25 protein-coding genes are annotated in these 26029 nt (G+C 73.7%); 13 read left to right on the forward strand and 12 right to left on the reverse strand.

The features are described 5' to 3' along the window. The 5 genes from AB4880_RS18445 to AB4880_RS18465 all read right to left on the reverse strand — a co-directional run. Positions 1–300: biotin/lipoyl-containing protein (locus tag AB4880_RS18445; protein ID WP_367920690.1), on the reverse strand; the 300-nt coding region annotated here is incomplete at its 3' end. Between the two features lie 23 nt (positions 301–323). Beyond that, positions 324–2972, reverse strand: coding sequence for a pyruvate dehydrogenase (acetyl-transferring), homodimeric type (gene aceE, locus AB4880_RS18450; RefSeq protein ID WP_367920691.1), 2649 nt, complete (start codon positions 2970–2972; stop codon positions 324–326). Positions 2973–3057: 85 nt separating this feature from the next. Beyond that, entirely contained in the window at positions 3058–3954 is an 897-nt protein-coding gene (locus AB4880_RS18455) for a LysR family transcriptional regulator (RefSeq protein ID WP_367920692.1), read from the reverse strand. Positions 3955–3979: 25 nt separating this feature from the next. Beyond that, positions 3980–4639, reverse strand: a complete 660-nt coding sequence (locus AB4880_RS18460) for a lipoyl protein ligase domain-containing protein (RefSeq protein WP_367920693.1) — start codon at positions 4637–4639, stop codon at positions 3980–3982. 23 nt (positions 4640–4662) lie between these two features. Then, positions 4663–5373, reverse strand: a complete 711-nt coding sequence (locus AB4880_RS18465; protein ID WP_367920694.1) for a hypothetical protein — start codon at positions 5371–5373, stop codon at positions 4663–4665. A 392-nt stretch (positions 5374–5765) separates the two neighbouring features. Between AB4880_RS18465 and AB4880_RS18470 the strand changes: the two genes are divergently transcribed. From AB4880_RS18470 to AB4880_RS18485, 4 genes are all read left to right on the forward strand, one after another. Next, on the forward strand, positions 5766–7397 hold the full coding sequence (locus AB4880_RS18470; RefSeq protein WP_367920695.1) for a sigma-70 family RNA polymerase sigma factor: 1632 nt from the start codon (positions 5766–5768) through the stop codon (positions 7395–7397). 114 nt (positions 7398–7511) lie between these two features. Beyond that, on the forward strand, positions 7512–9146 hold the full coding sequence (locus tag AB4880_RS18475; protein WP_367920696.1) for a helix-turn-helix transcriptional regulator: 1635 nt from the start codon (positions 7512–7514) through the stop codon (positions 9144–9146). A gap of 43 nt (positions 9147–9189) precedes the next feature. Then, complete coding sequence (locus AB4880_RS18480) at positions 9190–10458, forward strand: nucleotide sugar dehydrogenase (RefSeq protein WP_367920697.1); 1269 nt, start codon at positions 9190–9192, stop codon at positions 10456–10458. Continuing rightward, on the forward strand, positions 10455–11444 hold the full coding sequence (locus tag AB4880_RS18485; RefSeq protein WP_367920698.1) for an LCP family protein: 990 nt from the start codon (positions 10455–10457) through the stop codon (positions 11442–11444). The genes AB4880_RS18480 and AB4880_RS18485 overlap by 4 nt, the downstream gene beginning before the upstream one ends. Here the strand turns inward: AB4880_RS18485 and AB4880_RS18490 are convergent. From AB4880_RS18490 to AB4880_RS18505, 4 genes are all read right to left on the reverse strand, one after another. Beyond that, the gene (locus AB4880_RS18490) at positions 11432–12061 is read right to left on the reverse strand and encodes a sugar transferase (RefSeq protein WP_367920699.1); all 630 of its coding nucleotides are present in this window, start codon (positions 12059–12061) and stop codon (positions 11432–11434) included. The genes AB4880_RS18485 and AB4880_RS18490 overlap by 13 nt on opposite strands. After that, the gene (locus AB4880_RS18495; protein WP_367920700.1) at positions 12058–13221 is read right to left on the reverse strand and encodes a DegT/DnrJ/EryC1/StrS family aminotransferase; all 1164 of its coding nucleotides are present in this window, start codon (positions 13219–13221) and stop codon (positions 12058–12060) included. The genes AB4880_RS18490 and AB4880_RS18495 overlap by 4 nt, the downstream gene beginning before the upstream one ends. Further along, on the reverse strand, positions 13221–13787 hold the full coding sequence (locus tag AB4880_RS18500; protein WP_367920701.1) for an RNA polymerase sigma factor: 567 nt from the start codon (positions 13785–13787) through the stop codon (positions 13221–13223). Before AB4880_RS18500 ends, AB4880_RS18495 begins: the two co-directional genes overlap by 1 nt. 95 nt (positions 13788–13882) lie before the next feature. Then, complete coding sequence (locus tag AB4880_RS18505; RefSeq protein ID WP_367920702.1) at positions 13883–14836, reverse strand: SDR family oxidoreductase; 954 nt, start codon at positions 14834–14836, stop codon at positions 13883–13885. A 90-nt stretch (positions 14837–14926) separates the two neighbouring features. Here AB4880_RS18505 and AB4880_RS18510 point away from each other — a divergent pair, with 90 nt between their 5' ends. The 3 genes from AB4880_RS18510 to AB4880_RS18520 all read left to right on the forward strand — a co-directional run bounded on the left by AB4880_RS18510 (position 14927) and on the right by AB4880_RS18520 (position 18027). Continuing rightward, entirely contained in the window at positions 14927–16186 is a 1260-nt protein-coding gene (locus AB4880_RS18510) for a nucleotidyltransferase family protein (protein WP_367920703.1), read from the forward strand. Positions 16187–16243: 57 nt separating this feature from the next. Continuing rightward, a complete protein-coding gene (locus AB4880_RS18515; RefSeq protein ID WP_367920704.1) occupies positions 16244–17650 on the forward strand; it encodes a tyrosine-protein kinase domain-containing protein in 1407 nt (468 codons plus the stop codon). Between the two features lie 74 nt (positions 17651–17724). Continuing rightward, positions 17725–18027 (forward strand): hypothetical protein, encoded by a 303-nt coding sequence (locus tag AB4880_RS18520; protein ID WP_367920705.1) that lies wholly within the window; start codon positions 17725–17727, stop codon positions 18025–18027. On the opposite strand, the gene AB4880_RS18525 is transcribed toward AB4880_RS18520, so the two are convergent. Beyond that, positions 17996–18871: an ATP-binding protein gene (locus tag AB4880_RS18525; RefSeq protein ID WP_367920706.1), complete on the reverse strand. Its 876-nt coding sequence runs from the start codon at positions 18869–18871 to the stop codon at positions 17996–17998. The genes AB4880_RS18520 and AB4880_RS18525 overlap by 32 nt on opposite strands. 174 nt (positions 18872–19045) lie before the next feature. On the opposite strand from AB4880_RS18525, the gene AB4880_RS18530 reads away from it, so the two are divergent. From AB4880_RS18530 to AB4880_RS18550, 5 genes are all read left to right on the forward strand, one after another. Then, positions 19046–19690, forward strand: a complete 645-nt coding sequence (locus AB4880_RS18530; protein ID WP_367920707.1) for a hypothetical protein — start codon at positions 19046–19048, stop codon at positions 19688–19690. After that, positions 19690–20625, forward strand: a complete 936-nt coding sequence (locus AB4880_RS18535) for a MauE/DoxX family redox-associated membrane protein (RefSeq protein ID WP_367920708.1) — start codon at positions 19690–19692, stop codon at positions 20623–20625. The genes AB4880_RS18530 and AB4880_RS18535 overlap by 1 nt, the downstream gene beginning before the upstream one ends. After that, positions 20622–21140 carry a hypothetical protein gene (locus AB4880_RS18540; protein ID WP_367920709.1) on the forward strand — a complete coding sequence of 173 codons (519 nt, stop codon included), beginning with the start codon at positions 20622–20624 and terminating at the stop codon, positions 21138–21140. Before AB4880_RS18535 ends, AB4880_RS18540 begins: the two co-directional genes overlap by 4 nt. A gap of 297 nt (positions 21141–21437) precedes the next feature. Further along, complete coding sequence (locus AB4880_RS18545) at positions 21438–21794, forward strand: YidH family protein (RefSeq protein ID WP_367920710.1); 357 nt, start codon at positions 21438–21440, stop codon at positions 21792–21794. Positions 21795–21801: 7 nt separating this feature from the next. Beyond that, a complete protein-coding gene (locus AB4880_RS18550) occupies positions 21802–22119 on the forward strand; it encodes a DUF202 domain-containing protein (protein ID WP_367920711.1) in 318 nt (105 codons plus the stop codon). Here AB4880_RS18550 and AB4880_RS18555 read toward each other — a convergent pair. Then, positions 22109–23026: an alpha/beta hydrolase gene (locus AB4880_RS18555; protein ID WP_367920712.1), complete on the reverse strand. Its 918-nt coding sequence runs from the start codon at positions 23024–23026 to the stop codon at positions 22109–22111. The two genes, AB4880_RS18550 and AB4880_RS18555, sit on opposite strands and share 11 nt — an antisense overlap. A 70-nt stretch (positions 23027–23096) precedes the next feature. Between AB4880_RS18555 and AB4880_RS18560 the strand changes: the two genes are divergently transcribed. Next, positions 23097–25085 carry an MFS transporter gene (locus AB4880_RS18560; RefSeq protein WP_367920713.1) on the forward strand — a complete coding sequence of 663 codons (1989 nt, stop codon included), beginning with the start codon at positions 23097–23099 and terminating at the stop codon, positions 25083–25085. A 21-nt stretch (positions 25086–25106) separates the two neighbouring features. Here AB4880_RS18560 and AB4880_RS18565 read toward each other — a convergent pair whose 3' ends face one another. Beyond that, positions 25107–25964, reverse strand: coding sequence for a 3-hydroxybutyryl-CoA dehydrogenase (locus AB4880_RS18565; RefSeq protein ID WP_367920714.1), 858 nt, complete (start codon positions 25962–25964; stop codon positions 25107–25109). Positions 25965–26029: the final 65 nt, after the last annotated feature.

A 26029-nucleotide genomic window follows, 5' to 3' on the forward strand; every position in this document is an offset into this window, starting at 1 on the left:
CGCCGCGGGCGCCGCGGGCGCCGCGGGCGCCTCGGCGACGGGCGCCGCCGGGGCGGCCTCCTCGGCGGGAGCGGCACTCTCCGCGATCGCGATGACGCTGCCCTGGCTGACGGTGTCGCCGACCTTCACCGACAGCGACACGATGGTGCCGTCGACCGGCGAGGGCACCTCCATCGTGGCCTTGTCGGTCTCGAGCGTGATGAGCGGGTCCTCCGCCCGTACGACGCTGCCGGGGCTGACGAGCACCTCGATGACGGGTACGTCGGCGAAGTCCCCGATGTCCGGAACCTGAATGTCCATGCGGCTCTCCATGCTTGCTGTCCTCACGCGTGGGCCGGGTCGGGCCGGTCGGGGTCGATGCCGTACTTCTCGATGGCCTCCGCGACGACGTCGGCGCTCACCACGCCCTCGTCGGCGAGCCGGCGCAGGGCGGTCACCGCGATGAAGTGGCGGTCGACCTCGAAGTGGCGGCGCAGGTTGCGGCGGTAGTCGGAGCGGCCGAAGCCATCGGTGCCGAGCGCGGTGTAGCTGCCCGGAACGAAGGCGCGGATCTGGTCGGCGTAGGACTTCATGTAGTCGGTGGCCGCGACGACCGGGCCCTTCCGCTCGCCCAGGCACTGCGCGACGTACGACGTGCGCGGCTCCTCGAGCGGGTGCAGCGTGTTCCACCGCTCGGTCGCCAGACCGTCGCGGCGCAGCTCGGTGAAGCTGGGGACGCTCCACACGTCGGCCTTGATCTTGAAGTCCTTCGCGAGCAGCTCGGCCGCGGCCAGCACCTCGCGCAGGATCGTGCCCGAGCCGAGCAGGTCGACCTTCGCGGCGCCGCGGCCCTTGCCGGGCTGCAGCAGGTACATCCCCTTGATGATCCCCTCGGCGGCGCCCTCGGGCATCGCCGGGTGCTCGTAGTTCTCGTTCATCAGGGTCAGGTAGTAGAAGACGTCCTCCTGCTCGGCGTACATCCGGCGCAGGCCGTCGGCCACGATGACCGCCAGCTCGTAGGCGTACGTCGGGTCGTAGGCGACGCAGTTGGGGATCGTCGCCGCCTGCAGGTGGCTGTGGCCGTCCTCGTGCTGCAGGCCCTCGCCGTTGAGCGTGGTGCGGCCGGCGGTGCCGCCGAGCAGGAAGCCGCGGGCGCGCATGTCGCCGGCGGCCCAGGCCAGGTCGCCGATCCGCTGGAAGCCGAACATCGAGTAGTAGATGTAGAACGGGATCATCGCCGTGTCGCTGCTCGAGTACGACGTCGCCGCGGCGATCCACGACGACATGGCGCCGGCCTCGTTGATGCCCTCCTGGAGGATCTGCCCGCTGGCGTCCTCCTTGTAGAACATCAGCTGGTCGGCGTCCTCGGGCGTGTAGAGCTGGCCGCTCTGCGAGAAGATCCCGACCTGGCGGAACAGGCCCTCCATGCCGAAGGTGCGCGCCTCGTCGGGGACGATCGGCACCACCCGCTTGCCGACCTCGGGGTCGCGCAGCAGCTTGGTGAGGATCTGCACGAACGCCATCGTCGTCGAGATCGCGCGGCCGTTGGAGCCGGCGAGCTGGGCGGAGAAGGTGTCGACACCGGGGACGGCGAGCGCGTCCGACGTACGGCGTCGGGCGGGCAGGTAGCCGCCGAGCTCCTCGCGCCGCGCGTGCAGGTAGGCGTGCTCGGGCGAGCCGTCGGCGAAGGAGACGTAGGGCAGGTCGAGCAGGTGCTCGTCGGCGACCGGGATGTCGAAGCGGTCGCGGAAGGCGCGCAGCGCGGGCTCGGCGACCTTCTTGGCCTGGTGGCTGATGTTCATCGCCTCGCCGGCGGCGCCGAGGCCGTAGCCCTTGACCGTCTTGGCCAGGATGACCGTGGGGGTGCCGGTATGCGCGTCGGCCGCCGCATAGGCGGCGTAGACCTTCTGCGGGTCGTGGCCGCCGCGGGTGAGCCGCCAGATCTCGTCGTCGCTCCAGCCCGCGACCATCTGGGCGAGCTCGGGGTCGACGCCGAAGAAGTGCTCGCGGACGTAGGCGCCGTCCTTGGACTTGAAGGTCTGGTACTCGCCGTCGACGCACTCCATCATCCGGCGCTTGAGCGCGCCGGTGGTGTCCTTGGCCAGCAGCTCGTCCCAGGTGGAGCCCCAGATCACCTTGATGACGTTCCAGCCGGCGCCGCGGAAGACGCCCTCGAGCTCCTGGATGATCTTGCCGTTGCCGCGCACCGGGCCGTCGAGGCGCTGCAGGTTGCAGTTGACGACGAAGACCAGGTTGTCGAGCTTCTCGCGCGCGGCCATCGAGATCGCGCCGAGCGACTCGGGCTCGTCGGTCTCGCCGTCGCCGAGGAAGGCCCACACCTTGCGGCCGGCGGTGTCGGCCAGCCCGCGGGCGTGGAGGTACTTGAGGAAGCGCGCCTGGTAGATCGCCATCAGCGGGCCGAGGCCCATGGAGACCGTCGGGAACTGCCAGAAGTCGGGCATCAGCCACGGGTGGGGGTACGACGAGAGGCCGTTGCCGCCGGTCTCCTGGCGGAAGCTGTCGAGCTGGGCCTCGGTGAGCCGGCCCTCGAGGAAGGCGCGGGCGTAGATGCCGGGGGAGAGGTGGCCCTGGACGTAGACCAGGTCGCCGCCGTGCTTCTCGCTCGGGGCGTGCCAGAAGTGCTGGAAGCCCACGTCGTAGAGGGTCGCCGCGGACTGGAAGCTGGCGAGGTGACCGCCGAGCTCGGTGGAGTCCTTGTTGGCGCGCAGCACCATGGCCAGCGCGTTCCAGCGGATCGCGGACCGGATCCGGTGCTCGACGGCGCGGTCGCCCGGGTGCTGCGGCTCGTCGGCGGTCGCGACCGTGTTGACGTACGGCGTGGTGGCGACGAACGGCACCCGCGACCCCAGCCGCTGGGCCTCCTCGAGCACCTGGTCGAGGAGGTACTTGGTCCGCGCCTCGCCCTCGAACTCCAGGACGGCGGCGAGCGCGTCGCGCCACTCCTGTGTCTCGGCAGGGTCGATGTCGGTCATCGGGCGAGTCCTTCGGCGTCGGTGATGGGCGTCACCATCCTCCGGTGCGGATCGCCATGCGTCCAATGACTAGTTCAGGCATGAATCATGCATCAGAGACATGGATTCGGCGGCTCATCTCCAGCGCGTGCTCGCGGAAGTGCACCGACGCCGGCGGGAGGGCGCGGTCGCGGACCCAGGCCAGCCCGATCTCGCGCGACGCGCGCACGTCGGTGACCCGCAGCGACGGCGCGATCGGGGACGCGCCGCGGCGCGGCTCGGGCAGCAGCGCCACGCCGAGACCGGCCGAGACCAGGCCGCGGAGGGTCTCGACCTCCTCGCCCTCGAACCCGATCCGCGGTGCGAAGCCCACCTGGCCGCACAGGTCCTCGGTCACCGCCCGCAGGCTGAAGCCGTGCTTGAGCACGATGAACTGCTCGTCGGCGACATCGCCCAGGCGCGCCGTACGGCGGCCGGCGAGCCGGTGGTCGGGCGGCACGACCAGTCCCAGCGGCTCGAGGAAGAGCCGGCGGCTCTCCAGCTGGGCCAGTCGCGGCCGGTCGCCGGTGATGGCGAGATCGACGACGCCGCCGAGCAGGTCGTCGATGAGCCCGGCGTCGCCGTGCTGGCGCAGGTCGAAGCGGACGTGGGGACGCTCGGCGCGGAACTGCCGGATCAGCTCGGGCACCAGCCAGGTGCCGAGGGTGTGCAGGAAGGCGACCGGGACGAAGCCGCCGTCGGGGGCGGTGATGTCCTGCACCGAGCGGATGCCGCGCTCGTAGGAGTCGAGGGTGTCGCGCGCGTGGCGAGCGAGCTCGCGCCCGGCCGGGGTGAGCACCAGGCCGCGGCCGACCCGCTGGAAGAGCGGTGTGCCGACCTCCCGCTCGAGCCGGGCCAGGGCCCGGGAGACGGCGGGCTGGGTGCGGTGGACCAGGTCGGCGGTCTCGGTGACGGTGCTGCCGTCGGCCACGGCCAGGAATGCGCGGATCGTGTCCAGCTCCATGGCACCTATGCTCTCAGTGCATGGGTCAGTCGACCAGCTCGGCGAGGATCGCGGTCCGCAGCTCGGCGAGGCGCGGGCCGACGCCGGTCGCGCGGTCGGTCAGGTCGGCCCCCGCGGCGCTCCGGTCGGCGGGGGAGAGGTCGAGCAGGTCGAGGACGTCGTAGGGGTCCCAGGCGTCGTAGGCGATGCACTGGAAGCGCGCGCCCGCCTTGGTCCGTCGCTGCGAGATGCCGACCAGCTTGGAATCGTCGACGAGCACCTCGCCGGGGCCGAGCGCGGCGAAGCAGACCAGCCGGCCCCACGGCGTCTGCTCGAGCCCGCCGCGGTAGAGCTCCGAGCTCACGCCCAGGGTCGCGAGCGCGCGCTGCCACGCCTCCCCGAGCCAGTACGTCGCCTCGCGGACGTCGTCGCTCCAGTGCGGGTCGTGGCGCGGTAGCACCACGTCGAGCCACACCGACCGGGCGGGGTGGACGAAGACGGCGCCGCCGCCGCTGCGCCGCCGGACGACGTCGACGTGGCGGGCCGTCGTGGCGGCCGCGTCGGCGACCGTGTGGTCCTGGGCGCTGCCCAGCACGAGCGCGGGATGGCTCGGCTCGAAGGACCAGACCTCGGCGACCGCGAGGTCGTCGGGGATCGTGCGGGCGTGGAAGTCGGCGATCGATCCGGTGACGTGGCGCAGCAGCACGCCTACGGATTGTGCCGCAGGGCTCAGCGGGCGAGCTCGTCGAGCAGGTGTCGCGCGCTCTGCGGGCTCATCGGCAGCGCCTCGGTCCAGCCGCGGCAGGTGCCGCCGCTGGGGGAGAGCTGGAGCCGCTGGCTCATCATCCGGACCGCGTCGGCCAGGCTGCGGTCGAGCCCGTCGGTGCGTCGCGCCAGCGCGACCAGCCGCCGTGGGCTGAGCTCGGCGACCTGGTCGCAGGTCGGCATCCGCTGCCGGATGAGCTCGGCGGCACTGGCCCGGCGCAGTGCCCCCTCGAGGGCGCCGAAGCCGGGGTCGACGTCGTCGCGGGTGCCGGACATCTCGACCACGACCAGCGCATAGGTGCGCGCGATGTCGGTGTCGGCGAGCCAGCCGTCGCCGGCCGCGTGATAGAGCGCTGCGACCTGGGACTGGAGGTGGTGGATGCTGTTGAGTCCGGTCATCGGGTCCTCGCAGCCATGCTCGTTGTAGCGGTTCTGGAGCGCGTCGGCCCACGCCAGCGCGACCCGGCGCACGACGCGCGGCGGCGGGGGTTCGTCGAGGACGGCGAGGAAGGTGTCGTCGAGCTCGGCGAGGCAGACGTCGAGGCCCTGGCCGTCCTCGGCGTAGGCGACGCCGAAGTCGGCCGCGTTCTCCTCGACCGCCTCGCGGTGGACGAGGGCGTCGGCGAGCCGGAGCCCCCGCGCCGGGACGACGACCCCCGGGCGGACGTCGTCCACGGTGCGGAACCATCGGGTGCGCGGACGCGCCATCATCGGACCGCCGGGTCGTGTGGATCAGCAGCTGCGTCGAACACGAGACCTCCGAGGCGTGCGGGGGGGGTGTCCTCCCTCCGGACACCCGACACCTCTGTGGACACGGGGCGGGCGTTTTCCTTACGCGCCGACACGGCTGTCCGGACCGGCCCGCGGGATTCCCCGCGCGCGAGGCCCGGAGAAGAAATATCCGGCGATGCGCGTAAGTGAACCGTCGCAGCGGTGTCCACAAGTGGATGGCCGGGCTCGGCTCGGGGGAGGCGTTGCGCAGCTTGCTCCGGGACCGACCGACCAGTTCTCATAGTCCGTTGTGACCATCAGGGGATTCCTGGGGTCCCGAGCGTCGTTGGAGCAGCATGACCGCACAGCTGGTTGACCCGATCCTGGACGGCGACCCCGTCCTGGTGAGCCGGGTCCGCGCCGGAGACGCCGACGCGTACGCCCGCCTCTTCGAGCGCCACCGCGGAGCGGCCGCCGCCTTCGCCGGCCGCCTGGCCGGCCCGAGCCATGCCGACGACCTGGTGGCCGAGGCGTTCGCGCGGGTCCTCGACGCGCTGCAGCGCGACCTCGGCCCGACGGTCTCCTTCCGCTCCTACCTGCTGACCTCGATCCGGAGCATCTGGAGCAACACGGTCCGCACCGAGCGGCGCTACGACCTGGTCGACGACTACGAGACCCTGCCCCCGCTCGACGCGCTCACCGCCCTCGACGACCTCGACCAGCGCTTCGACAACGGCGCCGTCGCGGCCGCCTACCGCTCGCTGCCCGAGCGCTGGCAGGCGGTGCTCTGGTACACCGCGGTCGAGGGCCTGCCCCACCACGAGGTCGCGGTCCACCTCGGCATCAAGCCCAATGCAGTCGCCGCGCTCGGCTTCCGCGCCCGCGAGGGCCTGCGCCAGGCGTTCCTGGCCGAGCACCTCGCGCGCGTCGGCAGCAACTCGTGCCGGCTGTGGGCCGACCTGCTCCCGGCCTACGCCCGCGGCACCCTCGACCGGCGCAAGCGCCCCGGCCTCGAGGCCCACCTCGACGGCTGCCCCCACTGCATCGCGGCCCTCGCCCACCTCGACGACGTCAACGACCGGCTCGGCGCGCTGCTGCTGCCGATCGTGCTCGGCGCCGGCCTCTTCGCCGCGCCCGGCTTCTGGGGCGGCCTCGCCTCCGGCAGCGGTACGACGACCTCGTCGTCCACCTCGCTCGGCGGCACCGTCGCCGCGGGCAAGGCCGGGCTGACGGCGGCCGTCGCGGCCGCGGTCTGCGGCGCGGCGCTCGCGCTGCCGCTGCTGGTCTCGGGCGACGACCTCCCGGCGCCGCTCGCCCAGGCGCTCCCGTCGTCGTCCGCGACGGTGCCCGACGTGCCCGTCCACCGGCCGAGCCCGCGACTCCCCCGGCCCACCGTCGCCCCGCGGGTGCGGCGGCCCGCGCCTCCGGTCGTCGCGCTGCCGTCGGCGAGCCCGACGGCCATCGCGCGGCCGAAGCCCGCGAAGCCGCGGCACTGGTCGGCGCAGAGCCCGGCTCCGGTGACGCCGCCCGCTGCGGCGCCCCCGGTCACGCCGCCGGTCACGCCGCCGGTCACGCCGCCGACCCCGACGATGCCGACCACCCCGGCCGGCATCTCGCCCGACGTCGGCCTGGGGCAGGCCAGCGTCACCAAGCCCGGCGTGATGACCCGTCTCGAGATCCCGGTGACCAACCTGCGTCCCGGCGTCGTCGTGAGCGTCAGCATCACCAACCTGCTCGGTCGGCCCAGTCGGCAGACGGGCGCGTGGCGCTGCCCGGGCACGATCGACGGAGTCCTCGACCCGGCCGACCTGGTGCCGTCGACGACGGTCGAGTGCACCTGGCTCGGTGGCGAGTCGGCGTCCGACGCGCTGGTGCTCGGTGTCTTCCCGCTCGGCACGGCCGAGCTGACGGCCACCGTGACGCAGGCGCCGGGCGTCGTCGATCCGGTCACCGCCAACAACACGACCTCGCTCACCTTCGGTCCCTGAGCGAGGCGCGCGGGACGTCGAGTCGCGTCATGCCCGGACACACCCGGGGTCTAGGAGATGTCAGGCGTCGGGCACGCCCGAGGTTCAGGGGGAGAGCGGGAGGTGGATGACGCGGTGACGACGCGGGCCTGGGCGCCGCTGATCGGCGGACCGGCGATGCGCGAGGCGATGGCCTTCCTCGAGCAGCACGACGACGTCGACCTGGCGCCCGACCATCCCCTGGCGGCCCGGGTCGCCCTGGCGCTCGCCCAGACCGGACGGCTGCGGGAGGCCATGGTCCTGGCGGCCTCGCTGCGCACACTCGACCTCGAGCTCCCCGCCCACGCCACCGGCCCCGAGGCCGACGCGGTCGCCGACCTGGTCGGGGCCCGGATCTGGGTGTCCTGGCTCGAGCAGCACCTCGACCAGGTCGCCGTCGCGGTGGGCCGGCAGCTGGTGTCCGCCGACGGGGCCTATCCGCTCGACACTCAGCGTCGGCTGATGGTGCTCTACTCGCTCGCGGCCGGGTTGATGGCCGGACCCGACGCCGGTGAGCCGGCCGTCGTCGCCGACGCCCTCGAGTACCTGAGCTCGGCTCGCTCGCTGGCGGTGATGTTCGGCCTCACCGTGCTCGAGAGCGCCTGCTACGCGCGGATGGCACTGCTGCACGTGCCCGCGGGCGATCTCGGCTCGGCGATGCGGCACGCGCGCGCGGCGCTCGAGGTGCCGGGGGGGACGACGGTCAACGGGGCGGAGGAGCCGACCGTCTTCGTCCGCTTCGTGGCGCACGTCGTCCTCCAGTGGGCGCGGCACTACCAGGGTCAGGCGATGGACCCCGCGGTGCTCGACCGGATCCGCGCGCAGACGCCGCGCTTCGCCTTCGACCGGGTGGTGAGCATCGTGGCCGGCCACGTGCTGGCCACGGCCGACCTCGCGGGCGGCGACATCCGCTCGGCGCGCAGCCGCCTGCACCACATCCTCGCCGAGCCGCGCTTCGCCGAGATGGGCGTGTGGCGCTATCGCCCGCTCGTCACCGACGCCTACCTGGCGTCCATCAGCGGCGACGAGCAGCGTGCCCACGAGCGGGTCACCGACCTGACCCGGGCCGGCGCTCCGGGCGAGGCGCTGCTCGTCCGGGCGACCCATCTGCTCGCGCTGGGCGAGAACGCGGCGGCGCTCGCCGCCCTCGCCCCGATCACCGGCGGCCAGGTCCGGCACACCGGACTCACCTTCCCCGTCTCCTGCGTGATGGAGGCGATCTTGCTGGAGCAGACCGGCCAGCACGTCCTCGCCGACCAGAGCATGCGCCGGGCGATCGGCGCGGCCGAGCCGTCCGGCGCGCTGCGGCTGTTCGCGATGCACGATCCGGCCGCGGTGGCGGTGCTCGTCGAGCGCGCCGTGGCCGCGCGGCCCCATGACCGCTGGGCGCGGCAGGTCCTCGACTTCGTCCGCGCCCGACTGGCCGATCCGGCCGCCCTGGCGCCGCTCGTCGTCCAGGGGCCTGAGCCCGTCGCCGTGACCGAGCCGCTCGACCGGATCGCCGCGGCGGTGTCCGATCCCACGCCGTCGCCGCTCACCGAGCGGGAGCGGCAGGTGCTCGCGATGGTCAACGCCGGCGCGAGCCAGGCGCAGATGGCGCGCGAGCTCTACGTCTCCCTCAACACCATCAAGACCCATCTGCGCTCGATCCGCCAGAAGCTCGGCGTCGAGCGCACTGGCGAGGCGGCGGCGGTCGCGCGCGGCGCCGGCTGGCTCGACGAGCCGAGCTGAGCACCCGGCGTCAGGGTCGGTGCCCGCCTCGGTCCGTTCAGGCGTGGACACCCATCGGCTCGACCTGCTCGTGCTCGGCCTCGGCTATGTCGGTCTCCCGCTCGCGCAGGAGGCCGCCCGCGCCGGCCTCCGGGTGGGCGGCCTCGACGTCTCCCCTGCCGTCGTCGCCGGACTCAACGCCGGCCGCAGCCATGTCGACGACATCGCCGACGCCGAGGTCGCGGCGATGCTCGCCGCGGGGTTCGTCGCGACGGCCGACGAGGCCGCCATCGCGGGTGCGGAGGCCGTCGTGGTGTGCGTCCCGACGCCGCTGGGCGAGGCCGGCGGACCCGACCTGAGCGCCGTCCGGTCGGCGGTGGCGGCGATCGGCCGCCACCTGCGCCCCGGGCAGCTGGTGGTGCTGGAGAGCACCACCTATCCCGGTACGACGGACGAGGTGGTCCGCCCCCTGCTCGAGGAGGCGAGCGGCCTGGTCGCCGGCGACGACTTCCACCTCGCCTTCTCGCCCGAGCGGATCGACCCCGGCAACCCGGAGTGGGGCCTCGCGAACACGCCCAAGATCGTCGGCGGCCTCACCCCGCGCTGCACCGACCGGGCCGCCGCCTTCTACGGCAAGCTCGTCGAGCGGGTCGTGACGGCGTCCGGCACGCGGGAGGCCGAGACCGCCAAGCTGCTCGAGAACACCTACCGGCACATCAACATCGCGCTGGTCAACGAGATGGCGCGCTTCTGCCACGAGCTCGGCATCGACCTGTGGGACGCGATCCGCTGCGCCGCGACCAAGCCGTTCGGCTTCGAGGCCTTCTTCCCCGGGCCGGGCGTCGGTGGCCACTGCATCCCGATCGACCCCAACTACCTCTCCCACAGCGTCCGCTCGCGGCTCGGCTACCCGTTCCGGTTCGTCGAGCTGGCGCAGGAGATCAACGCGACCATGCCGTCGTACGTCGCCCGGCGCGTGCAGGACCTGCTCAACGACCACGGCCAGGCCGCCTACGGCGCGCGGGTGCTGCTGCTCGGCGTCACCTACAAGCCCGACATCTCCGACCAGCGCGAGTCGCCCGCCGTACCGCTGGCGCGGCACCTGCACGGCCTCGGCGCCGAGGTCGGCTACCACGACCCGCGGGTGGTCGACTGGGATCCGGGGGTGCCCGTCACGCGCGCCGACGACCTGTTCGACGCGGTGGCGGCGGCCGACCTGGTGGTGCTGGTCCAGGCCCACCACGCCTACGACGTCGATGAGCTGGTCCGGCACGCTGCCCTCTTCTTCGACACCCGCGGCCGGACGACGAGCGCCGAGGCGCACCGGCTGTGAGCCGCCGGCCGCGCAACACGGCACTGCGGATCCTGATCGGCACCACGCTCGTCCTGGCCGTCGTCGTGGGGGCGCTGGTGCTCTACACGAACCAGCAGCTGCGCAACATCCCGCGCTTCCCGCTCGACCTGGACCGGCCGGGCCGGCCTGCCGCGGCCGCGGGCGACGCGCTGAACATCCTGATCGCGGGCGTCGACGACCCGGACGGCAGCGGCAGAGGGCCCACGGTCGAGAAGGCGCTGGCCGGCAAGGTCTGGCCGCAGGGCGCCTTCCGTAGCGACGCCATCATCGTGCTGCACCTCCCGGCCGACCGCCGTACGGCGCAGCTGGTCTCGATCCCCCGCGACTCGTACGTCGACGTGGCCGGCCACCGCCGCACCAAGATCAACGCCGCCTTCTCCTACGGCGGCCCGCAGCTGCTCGCACGTACCGTCGAGGACCTCGGCGGGATCCGCATCGACCACGTGGTCGTCGTCGACTTCCGCGGCCTGGCGCGGATCACCGACATCGTCGGCGGCGTCGACGTCTACGTGGACGGGTCGAGGCGGCATCTCGACGGCCGCGAGGCGCTCGCCTACGTCCGCGAGCGGCACGCCCTGCTGCGCGGTGACCTCGACCGGGTGCAGCGCCAGCAGAACTTCCTGCGGGCACTGCTCGCCGGGCTGGTCCGGACCGGCACCGTCGCCAACCCGGTCCGGCTGCTGAGGCTCACCCACCAGCTGGCGAGCACGATCGCGGTCGACGACGGTCTCGACGCGGGCACGATCCGCGGGCTCGCGCTCGACTCGCGTGGGCTGCGGCCCGGCGACCTGACCTTCGCGACGGTCCCGGTCACCGGCACGCCGACCATCGCCGGCGCGAGCGTGGTGACCCTCGACCTGCCGCGGACCGCGTCGATGCTGCGCTCGCTCGGCGAGGGCGCCCTCGTCGACTGGCTGGAGGGCAACCACACCGACACCCTGCCGGGGCAGCGTCAGGTGCGTTGACGCCCGGCGCGCCCGTCCCAGCGGGGCATCGTGGCGTGCCCGGCGTGACTGGTCGCGCGTCGGTCGAGGACGGTGCCGATCGTGCGGAGCAGGATCAGCAGGTCGAGCCGGTGGGAGCGGCGGCGGACGTAGGCGACGTCGAGCGCCAGCTTGTCGGGCCAGTCGAGCCCGTTGCGGCCGGACACCTGCGCCAGCCCGGTGAGCCCGGGCCGGATCTGGTGGCGCAGGTGCTGCACGCCGGTGTAGTGGTCGAGGTACTCGGGCAGCAGCGGCCGCGGCCCGACCAACGTCATGTGCCCGCGCAGCACGCTGACCAGCTCGGGCAGCTCGTCGAGCGAGGACGCGCGCAGCACCCGGCCGATACGGGTGATCCGCTGTGCGTCGTCGTCGCCGGGCGCGGACAGCGCGGAGGAGGGGTCGGCCGGGCGCATGGTCCGGAACTTCACCAGTGGGAACGGCCGCCCGTAGCGCCCCGGCCGCTCCTGGACGAAGAGCACCGGCTGCCCCTGGGTCACCAACAGCAGGAGCGCGATCGCCAGCATCAGCGGCACCGCGACGACGAGCAGCACCAGGGTCAGGACGAGGTCGCGGAGCCGGTAGCTCCACTCCGCGCTCATCGGCCGGACCCGGCCCGGTCGTCGAGGTGGTCGCGGATCGCGTCGACCACGCGCTCGACCTGTGCGTCGGTGAGCGAGGACCCGCTCGGCAGGCAGAGCCCGCGGGCGAAGGCGTCGTCGGATGTGCCGTTGAGGACCGCCGCGCAGAAGGCGTGGACGGGCTGGCGGTGCATCGGCTTCCAGACCGGGCGGGCCTCGATGCCGGCGCGCTGGAGGGCGAGTCGGAGCCGCTCGGGCGTCGTACCGGTCGCGGGGTCGAGCAGGACGACGCTGAGCCAGCCGTTGCCGCGGCCGATCCGGTCGTGGGGGCCGAAGGAGACGCCGGGCAGGTCGCCGAGGGCGGCGCGGTAGCGCTCGCCGATGGCGCGCCGCCGCGCGACCTTGGCGTCGAGACCGGCGAGCTGGGCGCGGCCGACGGCGGCGAGCAGGTTGCTGAGGCGGTAGTTGTAGCCGATCTCGACGTGCTCGTAGTGCGCCACCGGAAGCCGGGCCTGGCTGGCGCGGTTGCGGGCGCGCTCGGCGACGAGGTCGTCGTCGGTCACCAGCATCCCGCCGCCGCTGGTGGTGATGATCTTGTTGCCGTTGAAGGAGACCAGCGCCGCTGCTCCGAGCGACCCGGCCGGGCGGCCGTCGGCGGCGGTGGCGCCGAGGGCCTCGGCGGCGTCCTCGACGATCGGGATGTCGTAGCGGGCCGCGACGTCGGTGAGGCGTCGGTGGTCGCAGACGTTGCCGTAGAGGTCGACCGCGACGATCGCCCGCGGGAGTCGGCCGGCGCGGGCCCGTTCGTCGAGGAGGTCGGCGAGGAGCGCGGGGTCGAGGCCCCAGGTGTCGGGCTCGGCGTCGACGAGGAGCGGTGTCGCGCCGCAGTAGCGGATCGGGTTGACGCTGGCCGCGAAGGTGAAGGTCGGCGCGACCACCTCATCGCCGGGGCCGACGCCGAGGTCGAGGAGCGCGAGGTGCAGGGCCGCCGTACCGCTCGACAGGGCGACCGCGTGCCGGCGTCCGGTGGCCGCGGCGACCTCGGCCTCGAAGGCGTCGACCTCGGGGCCGAGAGGCGCCAGCCAGCCGGAGTCGAAGGCCCGCAGCAGCGCCGCGCGCTCGGCGGGGCCGACGTCGGGGGGCGACAGCAGGATCGGGGTCAGGGACGTCGCGGCGGGCATCAAGCGACGCCCGCGAGGTTCCCGCCCGCGCCGTCGAGCAGGTCGCGCAGCCGCCGCCGGGCGCGGCTCGCGGTCGCGCTGACCGAGTTGGCCGAGCGGCCCTGCTCCTCGGCGATCGCCGCGACCTTCTCGCCGATGACCTCGACTCGCCAGATCACCTCGAGCCAGGACGGCGGCAGGTCGCGGAGCGCGCGGCCCAGGTCGGTGTCGACGATCGACTCGGGCAGCTCGTCGTGCCACACCCCGTCGAGGGTCGCCTCGTTGTCGGGCAGCACGACGGTCGCGTGGTGCTGGCTGTGCGCCCAGGCGACCCGTCGGATCGTGGTCGCGAGATAGCCCGGGAAGTTGTCGGTCGGGCCACGCCCGCCGCGGATCGCGCGCAGCAGGCGGGCCCAGGTGTCGGCCACGACGTCGTCGAGGTCGGAGGGCCGGACGCCGGCGCGATGGGCGACCTTGCGGGCGGTGGCGGTGTAGCGCTCGTAGAGCGCCGCGAACCCGGCCTCGTCGCCGCGCCGGGTGGCGTCGAGCAGAGCGGTGTCCGGGACGTTCTCGGAAGGTGCGGCCACGTTCTCTCTCCGGGGGTGCTGAAGCGGCCGCACGGCGCGACCGCCTGCAGCCTCCGGGGCGCAGGCGGGTCGGGGGATCACTCTTTTGGGCGAGATCAGGCCCGGTGGGGGATGAGAGAGGGAGGAGCAGCGAGGAGGCTGGCGATGGTCCGGCGGATGCCCTCCTCGAAGCCGACGGCCGGCGCATAGCCGAGGACCTCGGCCGCCGGCGCCCAGTCGGCGAGGGAGTCGCGGACGTCGCCGACGCGCGGCGGCTCGTGCACGACGCGGGCCGGGCGGCCGAGCTGACCGCAGATCGTCGCCAGCATCGCGTTGACCGAGACGGCCTGGCCGGTGGCGACATTGAACACCTGGCCGCCGGCGCCCTCGGCGCGGGCGGCGCGGAGGTTGGCGTCGACGACATTGTCGACATAGGTGAAGTCGCGCGACTGCTCGCCGTCGCCGTGGATCGTGACGTCCCGGTCGTCGCGCACCGCCGCGATGAAGCGCGGGATCACCGCCGCGTAGGCGGAGTCCGGGTCCTGGCGGGGGCCGAAGACGTTGAAGTAGCGCAGCGCCACGACCTCGAGGCCGTAGCTCGCGGTGAACGCCTGGCCGAGGGTCTCGGCCGCCAGCTTCGCGACCGCGTACGGCGAGCGCGGCTGCGGGCGCATCGCGGTGGTCTTGGGCAGCACCGGAGTGTCGCCGTAGACCGACGACGAGCTGGCCTGGACCACCCGGCGCACACCCGCGTCGCGGGCGCTCTCCAGCACGTTGAGCGTGCCCATCACGTTGGCGTCGAGCGACGCGCGCGGGTCGGCGACCGAGCGCGGGACGCTCGGCAGCGCGGCCTGGTGCAGGACGACGTCGACGCCCCGGCAGGCGGCGGCCATCAGCTCCGGGTCGCGGATGTCGCCCTCGACCAGCTCGACCTCGTCGGCGATCCCGGCGAGGTTGTCGCGGCGACCGGTGCTGAGGTCGTCGACGATCCGCACCCGGTGGCCCACGTTGAGGAGCCGATGGGCCAGATGGCTGCCGATGAACCCGGCGCCTCCGGTGATCAGGTACATGGAGCGCGTCACCTTCCTGTGCTGCACGAGTCCTCCACGGCGAGGCCGCGAATGCCTCGTCCACCAGTGGGACCGCTCGGGAGGGGAGTCATGACAGCCGAGTCGGAGGCGTCGCCGACGCTGCCGATGGCGGTCCGGCTCGAGTTCGTGCACTGCCTCGTGCAGCGGGCGGCGGACGCCGCGCAGGTGCGGGTCCTGCACATCAAGGGCGTGCTCGCGGCCCGGCAGCTCGGCCTGGTCGGACGGCGTCCGGTCGACGTCGACGTCTGGTCGTCGCCCGGCGAGGTGGGCCGGCTGATCCGCGAGCTCGAGCGCGCCGGCTGGGTCGCCGACGAGATATCCTCCTCCGCGCGGCGCTACCGCCATGCGGCCGTGCTCACCCACCCGGCATGGGGCTGCTCGGTCGACGTCCACCACCGGTTCCCCGGCATCGGGCTCGAGCCGGCGCCGGCGTTCGAGGAGCTGTGGGCCCAGCGCGAGGAGCAGGACGTCGCGGGGTGGCGGCTCGCCGTGCCGGCGACGGGGGCGCATGCGCTGGTCGTGCTGCTGCACGCCGCCCGGGGGATGGGCTCGCTGCGTGCGCGCGACGACGTCGACCAGCTGTGCGGGCTGCTCGAGCAGCGCGAGATCCGGGCCGTGGCCGACTGGGCGACGCGGCTGGAGTGCCCGCCCGAGGCCGCGGCGATGGCGACGTCGTGGCTGCGCGCCGTACCTCCGCCGGTGGGGGTGGCCGACGGCGCCGGCGTCCGGCTGTGGCTGGGCCGGATCGGCGCGGCGCGCGGGCTCCGCCATCGCGCGGCCCTGCTGCGCGCGGCCGTGCTCCCGGACCGTGCGGTGATGTCGGCCCGTGCCCGCGGCCCGCTCGCGGGCGGTGCATTGGTGCGGGCCTGGTCGGTGCGGTGGCTGGTCGGGCTGCGTGATCTGACCCGGCTGCTCGCCCGGCCCGCGGTGCGCGCGACGGCGCCGCACCTGCCGGACGCGACCAGTGCGGCGGCGGTGATGCCGGTCCGCGACGCCGCGCCCGCGCCCGTGCGCGCCGCTCCGGCGACGGACGGCGCCGCGCGGATCGCCGTGCGTCGCGACGGCGACGACCTGTGGGTCGCGCGGCTCGACACCGGTGTCGTCCGGCTGCTCAACGCCACCGCGGCGCTGGTGTGGGAGGCCGCCCGGCCCGCCGACTCCGGCCCGCCGCCCGCCGACGACGTGGTGGTCGCCGTCCTCGCGACGCTGCTGGGCGCGGCGGACGACGAGGTCGCGCCGTCGGTTCGCGGGGCGCTGGCGGCGCTGCGGGACGCCGGGCTGCTCGAGGACGAGCCTGTCACGAACGGCTCCGCCGCCGGTCCTCCCTAGGGACGGCGCCGCTGCGCCCGGACGCCGACCCCCGCCTGCCTGGAGGCTCACCACCACATGGACATCGAGGAGTTCCTCGCCCTGATCCGTCAGCGTTGGCTCGGCATGGTGGTGATCGTGGTCTGCACGGTGTTCGCCGTCGGGGTGTGGACCGAGACGCGCGAGCGCGAGTACACCTCGTCGGCGTCGGGGCTGGTGATGGCGACCGGCAGCGAGTCGATCGCCGACAGCTACTCCGGGTCGGTGCTCGCGCAGTCGATGGCGAAGTCGTACCTGATGCTCTTCACCAGCCGCACCGTCGCGCAGCAGGTGATCGATCAGCTGCAGCTCGACGAGACGCCCGAGCAGCTGATGGGCAGCCTGGTCGCGACCCTGCCGACCGACACGGCGACGGTCATCGTGCGGGCGCGGGCCGGCGACCCACGGCTGGCCCGCGACATCGCGAACGCCACGGTCGTGGCGGCGGCCGCGCAGGTGCGCGCGATCCAGGGCAAGCGCGCGACCTCGGCCGGCCTGGTGCGGATCGAGCCGGTCGAGCCGGCCGGCCTGCCGACCTCGCCGAGCTATCCGGTGCGCAAGCGGATGTACCCGCTGGGGCTGGTCGCCGGGCTGGTCCTCGCGCTGCTGTGGGGCCTGTTCCGGCAGCGCACCGACACCCGGCTGCGGTCGATGGACCGGATCGAGGAGATCGCGGGGGTGAACGCTCTCGGCGCGGTCCCGATGACCAAGCCGCTGGCCGAGGCGCATCGCCGCGTGGGCGACCGTGGCTCCCGCCAGGCCGCCGAGGCGTTCCGCCAGATGCGGACCAACCTACGGTTCGTGTCGGTCGACGACCCACCGCGGGCGATCGTCGTGACGAGCTCGGTCGCGGGGGAGGGCAAGACGACGGTCGCGGCCAACCTGGCGCGGGTGATCGCCCGTGGTGGCGACCGGGTCGTGCTCGTCGACGCCGACCTGCGCCGGCCGACGCTGCAGACGATCTTCGACGTCGACGAGTCGGTCGGCCTCACCCAGGTGCTGGCGGGGAGCGTCAGCATCGCCGACGTCCTGCAGCCGGGCGACGAGGACAACCTGCGGCTGGTGCCGTCGGGGCGGATCCCGCACAACCCCAGCGAGCTCGTCGGCTCCGCGCGGATGCGGTCGCTGATCGCCGACCTGGCACAGGACAGCTTCGTGGTCATCGACTCGCCGCCGCTGCTGCCGGTCACCGACGCCGCGCTGCTCGCCGCGGCCGCCGACGGCGCGCTGCTGGTGTGCCGCGCCTCGCGCCTGCCGCGTGACCAGCTGGTGCAGTCGCTGCGCAACCTCAAGGCCGTCGACGGCCGGCTGCTCGGCGTCGTCGTCAATGCGATCAGCCCGGGACGGTGGACGCGCCGCGGCTACGGCTACTACGCCGGCGCCGCTCAGGTGGCCGGCTACGAGCGGTCCGCCACCCGGCGCCGGACGGCGGGTGTCACCTCCTGAGGCCGGTCGCGTCCTCATGGGTACGGACGTCGACGTCGGGGTCGATGACGGATCGATGACGGGAGGAGGCGGCCATGGCAGGCTCGAGCGGACCGACGCCTCCCTTCCACCGGATGTCGGCCGATGTCATCCGGGAGGCTCTCGCCGACGTCCTCTGCGAGGTCGACGAGTACGAGTCCTCCCTGCCGTGCGTGCTGATCTGCACCGACCGGGCGACGGGCGAGCAGTCCTTCTCCGGGCCGATCCCCACCCGGGCGGCCGGTGAGCTGATCCGCCGCAACGAGCTGGTGTCCGCGGGCGCGGACTCCACGCTCGACTTCGCGCTCGAGCCCCTCTATCCCGCGGTCAGTCCGGTCGCCGACCATCTCGACGGCTGAGCTCCTGGGCGCCTGCGCCCCGGACCACGCGGTCGCCGATCAGCGCCAGCACCTGGTCGCCGACGACGATCGCGTCGCCGTCCGGCAGGGGCAGGTGGGTGAGCTCCTCGGCGCGGGGCTCGGGGTGGGCGAGGTGCGCGACGAGAAGGTCGGCGGCGTCCGCGATGTCGTGATAGCGCAGCCGGAGGCAGCCGCCCGTCCGGTTGACCAGCCGGGCCAGGGCGGCGAGCGGCGCCGTCATCCGGGCGGTCGACGAGGTCTGCAGCACCAGCGACTGGACGGCGTCGATCAGCGCGACCGGCTCGAGGCGGGCCTCGCCGGGCGCGGCGGTGCGGTCGAGCAGCACGATCGACGCGAGGCCGAGTGACGCGGGTGGGTGGCGGAGACCGAGATCGTCGGGTCCCCACTGCCTCTTCGGGGCGTCGTCGGTGGTGACGAGCGACAGCGGCTTGGGAAAGGGCAGGACGGCGAGCGTGTCGGGGTCGACCGACACGCACTCGTCGCTGACATAGCCGAGCTGCCGGCCGAGCACCCAGGCGGCGGTCGTCTTGCCGGTGCCGCTCTCGGCGACCAGGGCGACCACCCGGCCGGCCGCGTCGCTGAGGCCGGCGGCATGGAGGTTGAGGCGGTCGTCGTTGAGCTGGATGCCGAGCAGGCTGAGGCCGGACGCCAGGGTCGACTCACGGGTGTCGGCGTCGAGCCAGGTGAGCAGCTCGACGGTCCGGGCGGCGGGTGCGTCGGTCAGGCAGCGCTCCCACTGACGTCGTACTCGGGCGAGGTCGGGCTCTGGGCCGACGATCTCGACGGCTTCGCCGAGGATGTCGAGAGTCAGCCGCCGATTCATGACCGGATTCAACTCCGTGGCCAACCAGATGGGAACTCGTGGCGGTGTCAGATTCGCAGTGCCGGGCGGTCCAGCAGGTCGGAGGCCCCGGACAGCGGGGCCGCGGGCAGGTCGGGAGGACGGATGGATCACCAACAAGCCGACGACGGTCTCTCGGTCGACGCGGAGGCGGACGTGGACGTGGACGTGGACGCGGGCATCAGTCGTCGCTCGATGGCGAAGGGACTGGCCTGGGCGGTGCCGACCGTCTCCGCGGTGACCGTCCTCGGGTCTGCGGCTCCGGCCGTCGCCGCCTCGCACTTCGTGTGTCCCGACGCCACCTGCTACAGCGTCCCGGTGACGCTGGGAGTGTCCACCGTCGCCGGCGTCACCGGCATCAACGCCACCAACGTGACCATGGTCGGCGGCGCGGTGACCTTCACCTGCCTGTCGCAGTACGGGTGGCTGGGCGGCTGGACGATGTGGGCCGACAGCTACACCTTCTCGTTCACCGACCACGCCGACATCACCACCGGCGCCGGGCTGACCGCCACCACGCCGAGCCCGCTCGCGCTGCCGCTCACGGTGCCGGGCGAGACGGTCATCATCTCGGGCTGGCCGTGGGACCCGACCAACGACGGCCTGCTCAACGTCGGCCAGACCAACGCCCACCACATCACCAAGATCTGCATGAACTACACCGCGATCTTCTACGGCATCGGCGTTCCGCCGGTCGCGCTCGGCACCTGCCGGTTCCAGATCTGCTACGCGACCGCCCGCGTCGGCACGTGGAACACGATCAGCCTCACGAAGGTCTCGGGTCCGACCCCGCTGCCGTGATGACCGTCCTCCTCGCCGCCGCGCTCAGCGTGACCCTGCTGGCCTCGGGTCTCGCGAAGCTGCCGCGCGCCCGCGCGGCGACGACCGCCGACGCGCTGGCGGCCGGCGGGCTGCCGCTCCCGGTCGTGCTGGTGCGGACGGCGGCCGCGGTCGAGGTGCTGCTCGCGGTGGGCCTGCTCGCCGCCGGCACAGCGATGGCCGTGGTCGTGGGGATCGCCGTGCTGGCGCTGCTGGCGGGCTACACCGCCGTACTGGTGCGGGTGTGGCGCTCCGGCTCCGATGGCGGCTGCGGCTGCCACGGGCAGGCCGGCGGCCGTGTGTCGCGATGGACGCTGGCCCGCAACGGTCTGCTCCTGGCCGGCGCGGTGGTCGTGCTCGCCGCCCGATCGCCGGGCGTCGTGGGAGTGGTCGGCGCGATGGTGGTGGCGGTGGCCGCGGTGCTGCTGGTGGTGGCGCTGCCCGGTCCGGCGCGCGCTCCGGTGGTGCCGGTCGAGCCGCTGGTCGCGGCGCCGGGCGACTATGTCCGGTGGCCGGTCCCCGATGCGCCGCTGGTCGACGCGGCGGGGGCGCGGCTCTCCCTGCGCGACCTGTGCCGCGACGGCGCCAGGGTGCTGGTCGTCGTCGACGGCCGCCGCGCGGTGCCGCCCGAGGTCGACGCCTGGTTGGCACGGGTGGCGGTGGGCGCCGCGATCGTCCGGCCCGTCGTCGTGGCCGCGTTCGTGGCGCGGCCCGGCAGGGGCAATGGCACCGACACCTTCGCCGATCCGACCGGCGTGGTGGCGAGGATGCTGGGCGGCCTGCTGCCGAGCGTCACGGTCCTCGGTGCCGACGGCTGGCTCGCGGGTGGGCCGGCGGGCGGCGTCGCCGCGGCGGATCGGCTCGTCGGCGACCTCGTCGGCGAGCTCGACGTACCGGCATTAGCGGTGGCGCGATGAGCGGCACGATGCCCCGGATCGCCGTACTGGTGGCGCTGGTCGGCGTGCTGACGGCGGTGTGCGTGTGGCTCGCGGTCCGCGGCGACGACGCGCATCCGGCGGCGCCGCGCGCGACGCCCGTCGTCCCCGTCGCGCCCGCCGAAGAGTCGGACCAGCCGGTCGACCGACGGGCGGTCGGCAGGTGGCGCGAGATCGCGCGGGCCTACTCCGCGGCGTTGACCGACCGGCACGGCGGCAGGCAGGCCTGGCTGCGACGGCTGTCGCCCCTGGTGAGCCGCGCGCTGCTCGCCAGCTATCGCGACACCGACGTGGCGAGGCTGCCCGAGGGCAGCCCGGTGCGGGTCCGGCCGGTGCGGTTCGAGGGGCGCGTCGGTCCGCGGATGGTGCGCACCATCTTCGACACCGGCTACGAGCTCGACGTCCGCATGATGCTTCTCGGCGGTCACTGGGAGGTGACCAGCTCGGGACAACACCTCTCGCGTAAGCGAGCGGGGCCTGCATTGTCAGGTCTGTGAAGGCGATGGCCGGCGGTCACACGCTCTCTGGGGGGGAGCCGATCGCCGGTCCATCGTCCTTCACGACGAGGCGGGCGAGGGCCCGCCTCCCCCAGGTTGCCGGGACTCTCCCCCCGGCGCGGATGGCTCGACCCCTCTGGGCTCCGGCGCAGCGGGCCATCCATCCGGTTCGGGCGATCCCCACTCCGCCCGGATCATCACCCGAGAAAGTCGGGGGGCGTGGGTTCTCGCGGCCCGCGCCCTCCGATGCTCGCCACCGGCCGCCCGCCTCCGGCCCCCGGGTGCAGAATGCGCACTGTGAGTCACGAGCGCTGGCCCGGCTGGGTGTATCGCACCGGCGAAGAGCCCGACTACCGGTTCAGCTTCGCCAACGAGCGCACCTTCCTCGCGTGGATCCGGACGTCGCTGGCGTTCCTCGCCGCGGCGGTTGCGATCGACGTCGTCGACCTCGACGTCTCCGACGCGATCCGGCGCGCGACCGCGGGGCTGATGGTGCTGCTGGCGCTGTCGTCGTCGGTGATGGCGTGGTGGCGGTGGGCCGCCGCCGAGCGAGCGGTACGACGACGCGAGGCGCTGCCCGCGTTCGGGTTCGGGGTGGTGATCGCGCTGGGGATGGTCGGCGCGGCGGTCCTCGTGGTGCTCGCGTCGCTGTGAGGCCGTGGTGAGCGAGCCCGACACCGGTCTGGCCAACGAGCGGACCCTGCTCGGCTGGCAGCGGACCGCGCTCTCGATCGTCGTCGCGGCCGTCGTGCTGGGGCGGCTGACGATCGGGCGGCTCGGTGTGGTGGCGGCCGTCCTCGTCGCGGCGGCGGGACTGGTCGCGCTGTGGGTGAGCGTCGAGAGCCGGTGGCGCTACGCACAGCAGCGCGGCGAGCGGAGCCGACAGCGGCCGCGTCGCGGCGGGCGGGCGACCCTGTCGTTGTCGGTGGCGACCAGCCTGCTCGTCCTCTGCGAGGCGCTGGCCCTGCTCAGGGGCTGAGCGCGCCGCCGATGAAGCGGAGCACCCCGGGGACCATCCGGCGCCAGTAGCCGCTGTCGTGGTCACCGAGCTCGAAGCCGCCGGCCGGCGCGTGGTCGAAGCCGGCGACGTAGTCGCGGGTGTTGGCATAGAAGGGGTCGCCCTTCCCGCAGTCGACCCGCACGTCGATTCCGTCGAGCAGCCGCTGCCGGCCCCAGACGCGGACCCGGTCGAAGTCGGCGGCGTCGTCGTAGGCGTGCGGGGCGGTGTCGTCGTACCGGGGCCAGAGCGCGGGCGACAGCGCCGCCACGGCGGCGACCCGGTCCGGGCCGAGCGCGCTCGCGAGGTGGAGTCCGCCGAAGCCGCCCATCGACCAGCCGACGAAGGCGATCCGGGAGGTGTCGACGCCGTGCTCGGCGATGAGCGGGATCAGCTCCTCGACGACCATGGTCTCCGCGTGGTCGCCGTCGGCGCGGTCGTGCCAGTAGGTCTCGGCGCCGTCGACGCTGGCGATCGCGAACGGCGGCACGCCGTGGGCGACGGCGTCGGCGAGATAGCGGTCGAGACCCATCCGGTCGGCGCGGAAGGCGCTGCGGTGGTCCTGGCCGCGGCCGTGCAGGGCGACGACCAGCGGCAGCGCCGACGAGGTCGTGGTGGTGAGCTCGGGGCGGGCGAGCGCCCACCCGACCCGGCGGCCGCGGGCGCGCGAGTCGAAGGTGTCGTACGCCACCGGGCTCGGGGTGAGGTCGGGCAGGACGCCGTCGGCGCCGTCGAGGCCGAGGTGGTGGTAGAGCCAGGCCTTGCCGGGCAGCGCCTCGGCCTCGATCCCGGCGAGCGCCGCGCCGCCCGCGACCACGGTGGCGGCGCCGCCGGCGAGGAGGCGACGGCGGGTGAGGTGTGGACGGCCGGGAGCGGGGGCGTTGTGCACGGTGAGACGACGCGTGAGGGCCGGGGGCGGTTGTCACTACGATGCAAGGACCGTCTCGAGAAAGGCCAGCGTGCCGACCCGCAGCGCCCCGGATCCCGTCATTCCGACCACCGGCAGCGCGCCGACACGCGGCAATCCCACGCTCATCGTGGTGATGCTGTCGCTGTGCGGCATCGTCGTCTCGCTGCAGCAGACCTTGCTGCTGCCGCTCCTCGCCGAGCTGCCGCGGCTGCTCGACACGTCGGCCAGCGGCGCCTCCTGGCTGGTCACCGCGACCCTCCTCACCGGTGCGATCGCGACGCCGACCGTGTCGCGCCTGGCCGACATGTACGGCAAGCGCCGGATGGTGCTGCTCGCACTGGCGATCTCGGTCGCCGGCTCGCTCGTCGGCGGGCTGAGCCAGGTGCTGCCGCTGCTCATCGCGGCGCGGGCGCTGCAGGGCGTCGGGATGGCGCTGGTGCCGGTCGGCATCGCGATCATGCGGGACGAGCTGCCGCGCGACCGGGTCCCGCTCGGCGTGGCGATGATGAGCGCGACGCTCGCCATCGGCGCGGGCGCGGGCCTGCCACTGTCCGGACTGATCAGCGAGCACCTCGACTGGCACGCCTGCTTCTGGCTGACCGGTGCGGTCGGCGTCCTGCTCATGCTCGGGGCGCGGGCGATCATCCCCGAGTCGCCGGTGCGCACCGGCGGCGCCTTCGACATCCGCGGGGCCATCCTGCTGTCGGCGGCGCTGACCGCGATCCTGATCTCGCTCACCAAGGGCGGCCACTGGGGCTGGACCTCGCCGACCACGCTCGGCCTGGTCGCGGCCGGACTGGTGACGCTGGTGATCTGGGTGCCGCTCGAGCTGCGGACCCCGCGCCCGCTGGTCGACGTACGGGTGGCGTCGCGGCGCGCCGTCCTGCTCGTCAATGTCGCGTCGATCTTCGCCGGCTTCGCGATGTACGTGAACATGCTGGTGTCGATGCAGTACCTGCAGATGCCGGAGGCGACCGGCTACGGCCTGGGCCTCGACATGCTGCAGGCGGGCCTGTGGATGGTGCCCAACGCCGCCGCCTTCGGCCTGATGGCGCCGGTCTCGGCGTCGGTGACGCGACGGCTCGGGCCGCAGACGACGCTGATCACGGGCGCCGCGATCATGGCGGTCACCTACCTCGGCCGCGTGTTCTACAGCGACAGCCTGGCGCAGGTCGTGATCGGCTCGGTGTGCGTCGGCATCGGCACGTCGCTGGTCTACAGCGCGCTGCCGACGCTCATCATGCGCGCCGTCCCCGTCACCGAGACCGCGTCGGCCAACGGCCTCAACGTCCTGCTCCGCTCGCTCGGCACCTCGACCGCCAGCGCGTTGACCGCCGCGATCACGACCGCGTCGGTCACCGTGGTCGCCGGCACGGGGTTCCCGTCGGCGTCGGCGCTGACCCTGATCTTCTGGCTGGCCGCGGGCTCGGCGACCGTGACCGTCGTCCTCGGTGCGCCGATGCTGCGGATGCGGGAGTACGCCGTCGAGGCCGACCGCTCCGGCGCCGAGCGCACCGGCGGCGCCGCCGCGCAGGTGGTCAAGGGGCAGGTCGTCAACGCGCGCGCCCGGGCGATCCGGTACGCCGTCGTCACCGTCCTCACGCCCCACGGCGAGGCCGTCGACTGGGGCCAGGCCGACACCGAGGGCCGGTTCACGGTCGCGATCCCGCAGGCCGGCGACTACCTCGTGGTCACCACCGCCGACGGCTGGCAGCCGCGCTCGCGCCTGATGCACCTCGACAACTCCGCGCCGCTGCCGCCGATCGCGCTGCGGGACCGGCTCACCCTCACCGGCAACGTCATCGACGCCGAGGGCGCGCCCTTCGTCGACGCGCTCGTCGTCCTGACCCGCCAGTCGGGCGAGGTCGTCGGGTCGCTGCGCACCGATCACGAGGGACGCTACGAGATGCCGCGTCCGGCCAACGGCCGGTATGTCCTCAGCGTCGCCGCGCGCGAGGGGCAGATGGGGGCGCGGGCGATCACGGTCCTCGACACGGCGTACGACATCGATCTGGTGCTGGGCACGCCGCTGGCGTGACGAGCGGCAGTGCCGCCTCGGTCAGCCGTAGGTATAGAAGCCGCGGCCGGTCTTGCGACCGAGCAGGCCGGCCTCGACCATCCGCGCGAGCAGCGGCGGGGCGGCGTACAGCGGCTCCTTGAACTCCTCGTAGAGCGACTCGGCGACGGCCTTGGTGGTGTCGAGGCCGATCAGGTCGGCGAGGGCGAGCGGACCCTGCGGGTGCGCGGCGCCGAGCACCAGGCCCTGGTCGATGTCCTCGGCGGTGGCGAAGCCCGACTCGAGCATCCGGATGGCCGAGAGGATGAACGGGATCAGCAGCGCGTTGACGACGAAGCCGGCCCGGTCCTGGCAGTCGATGGCGTTCTTGCCGAGGTCGTCCTGGACGAACGCGCGGGCGCGCTCGGTGGTCTCGGAGTCGGTCATCAGCGACGGGACGAGCTCGACCAGCTTGAGCACCGGCACCGGGTTGAAGAAGTGGACGCCGAGCACGTGGCTGGGGCGTTGGGTGGCGACCGCGAGCTTCATGATCGGGATGGACGAGGTGTTCGACGCGAGGATCGCGTCGGGGCTCGTCACGACCTCGTCGAGGCGGCGGAAGAGCTCGGTCTTGGCCTTCTCGTCCTCGACGATCGCCTCGACCACGAGGTCGCGGTCGGCAAGCGCGGCGAGGTCGTCGACCACGGTGATCCGTTCCAGGACGGCGTCCGCGGACTCGATCTTGCCGCGGCTCTCGGCCTTGCGCAGCGAGCCCTCGAGCCGGGTGCGCGCAGCCTCGACGGCCGCGGTGCTCGACTCGACGACGATGACGTCCTTGCCCGCGCGGGCGCAGACCTCGGCGATGCCGGAGCCCATCAGGCCACCGCCGACGACGCCGACCCGCTCGATGCTGCTGCTCATGATCAGTCCTTGATCTCGGCGATGATCTCGCCGTTGCCGATGGTGGCGCCGACTTCGGCGGTGAG

It is taken from the genome of Nocardioides ginsengisoli (assembly GCF_039537225.1).
Classification (GTDB): Bacteria; Actinomycetota; Actinomycetes; order Propionibacteriales; family Nocardioidaceae; genus Nocardioides; species Nocardioides ginsengisoli.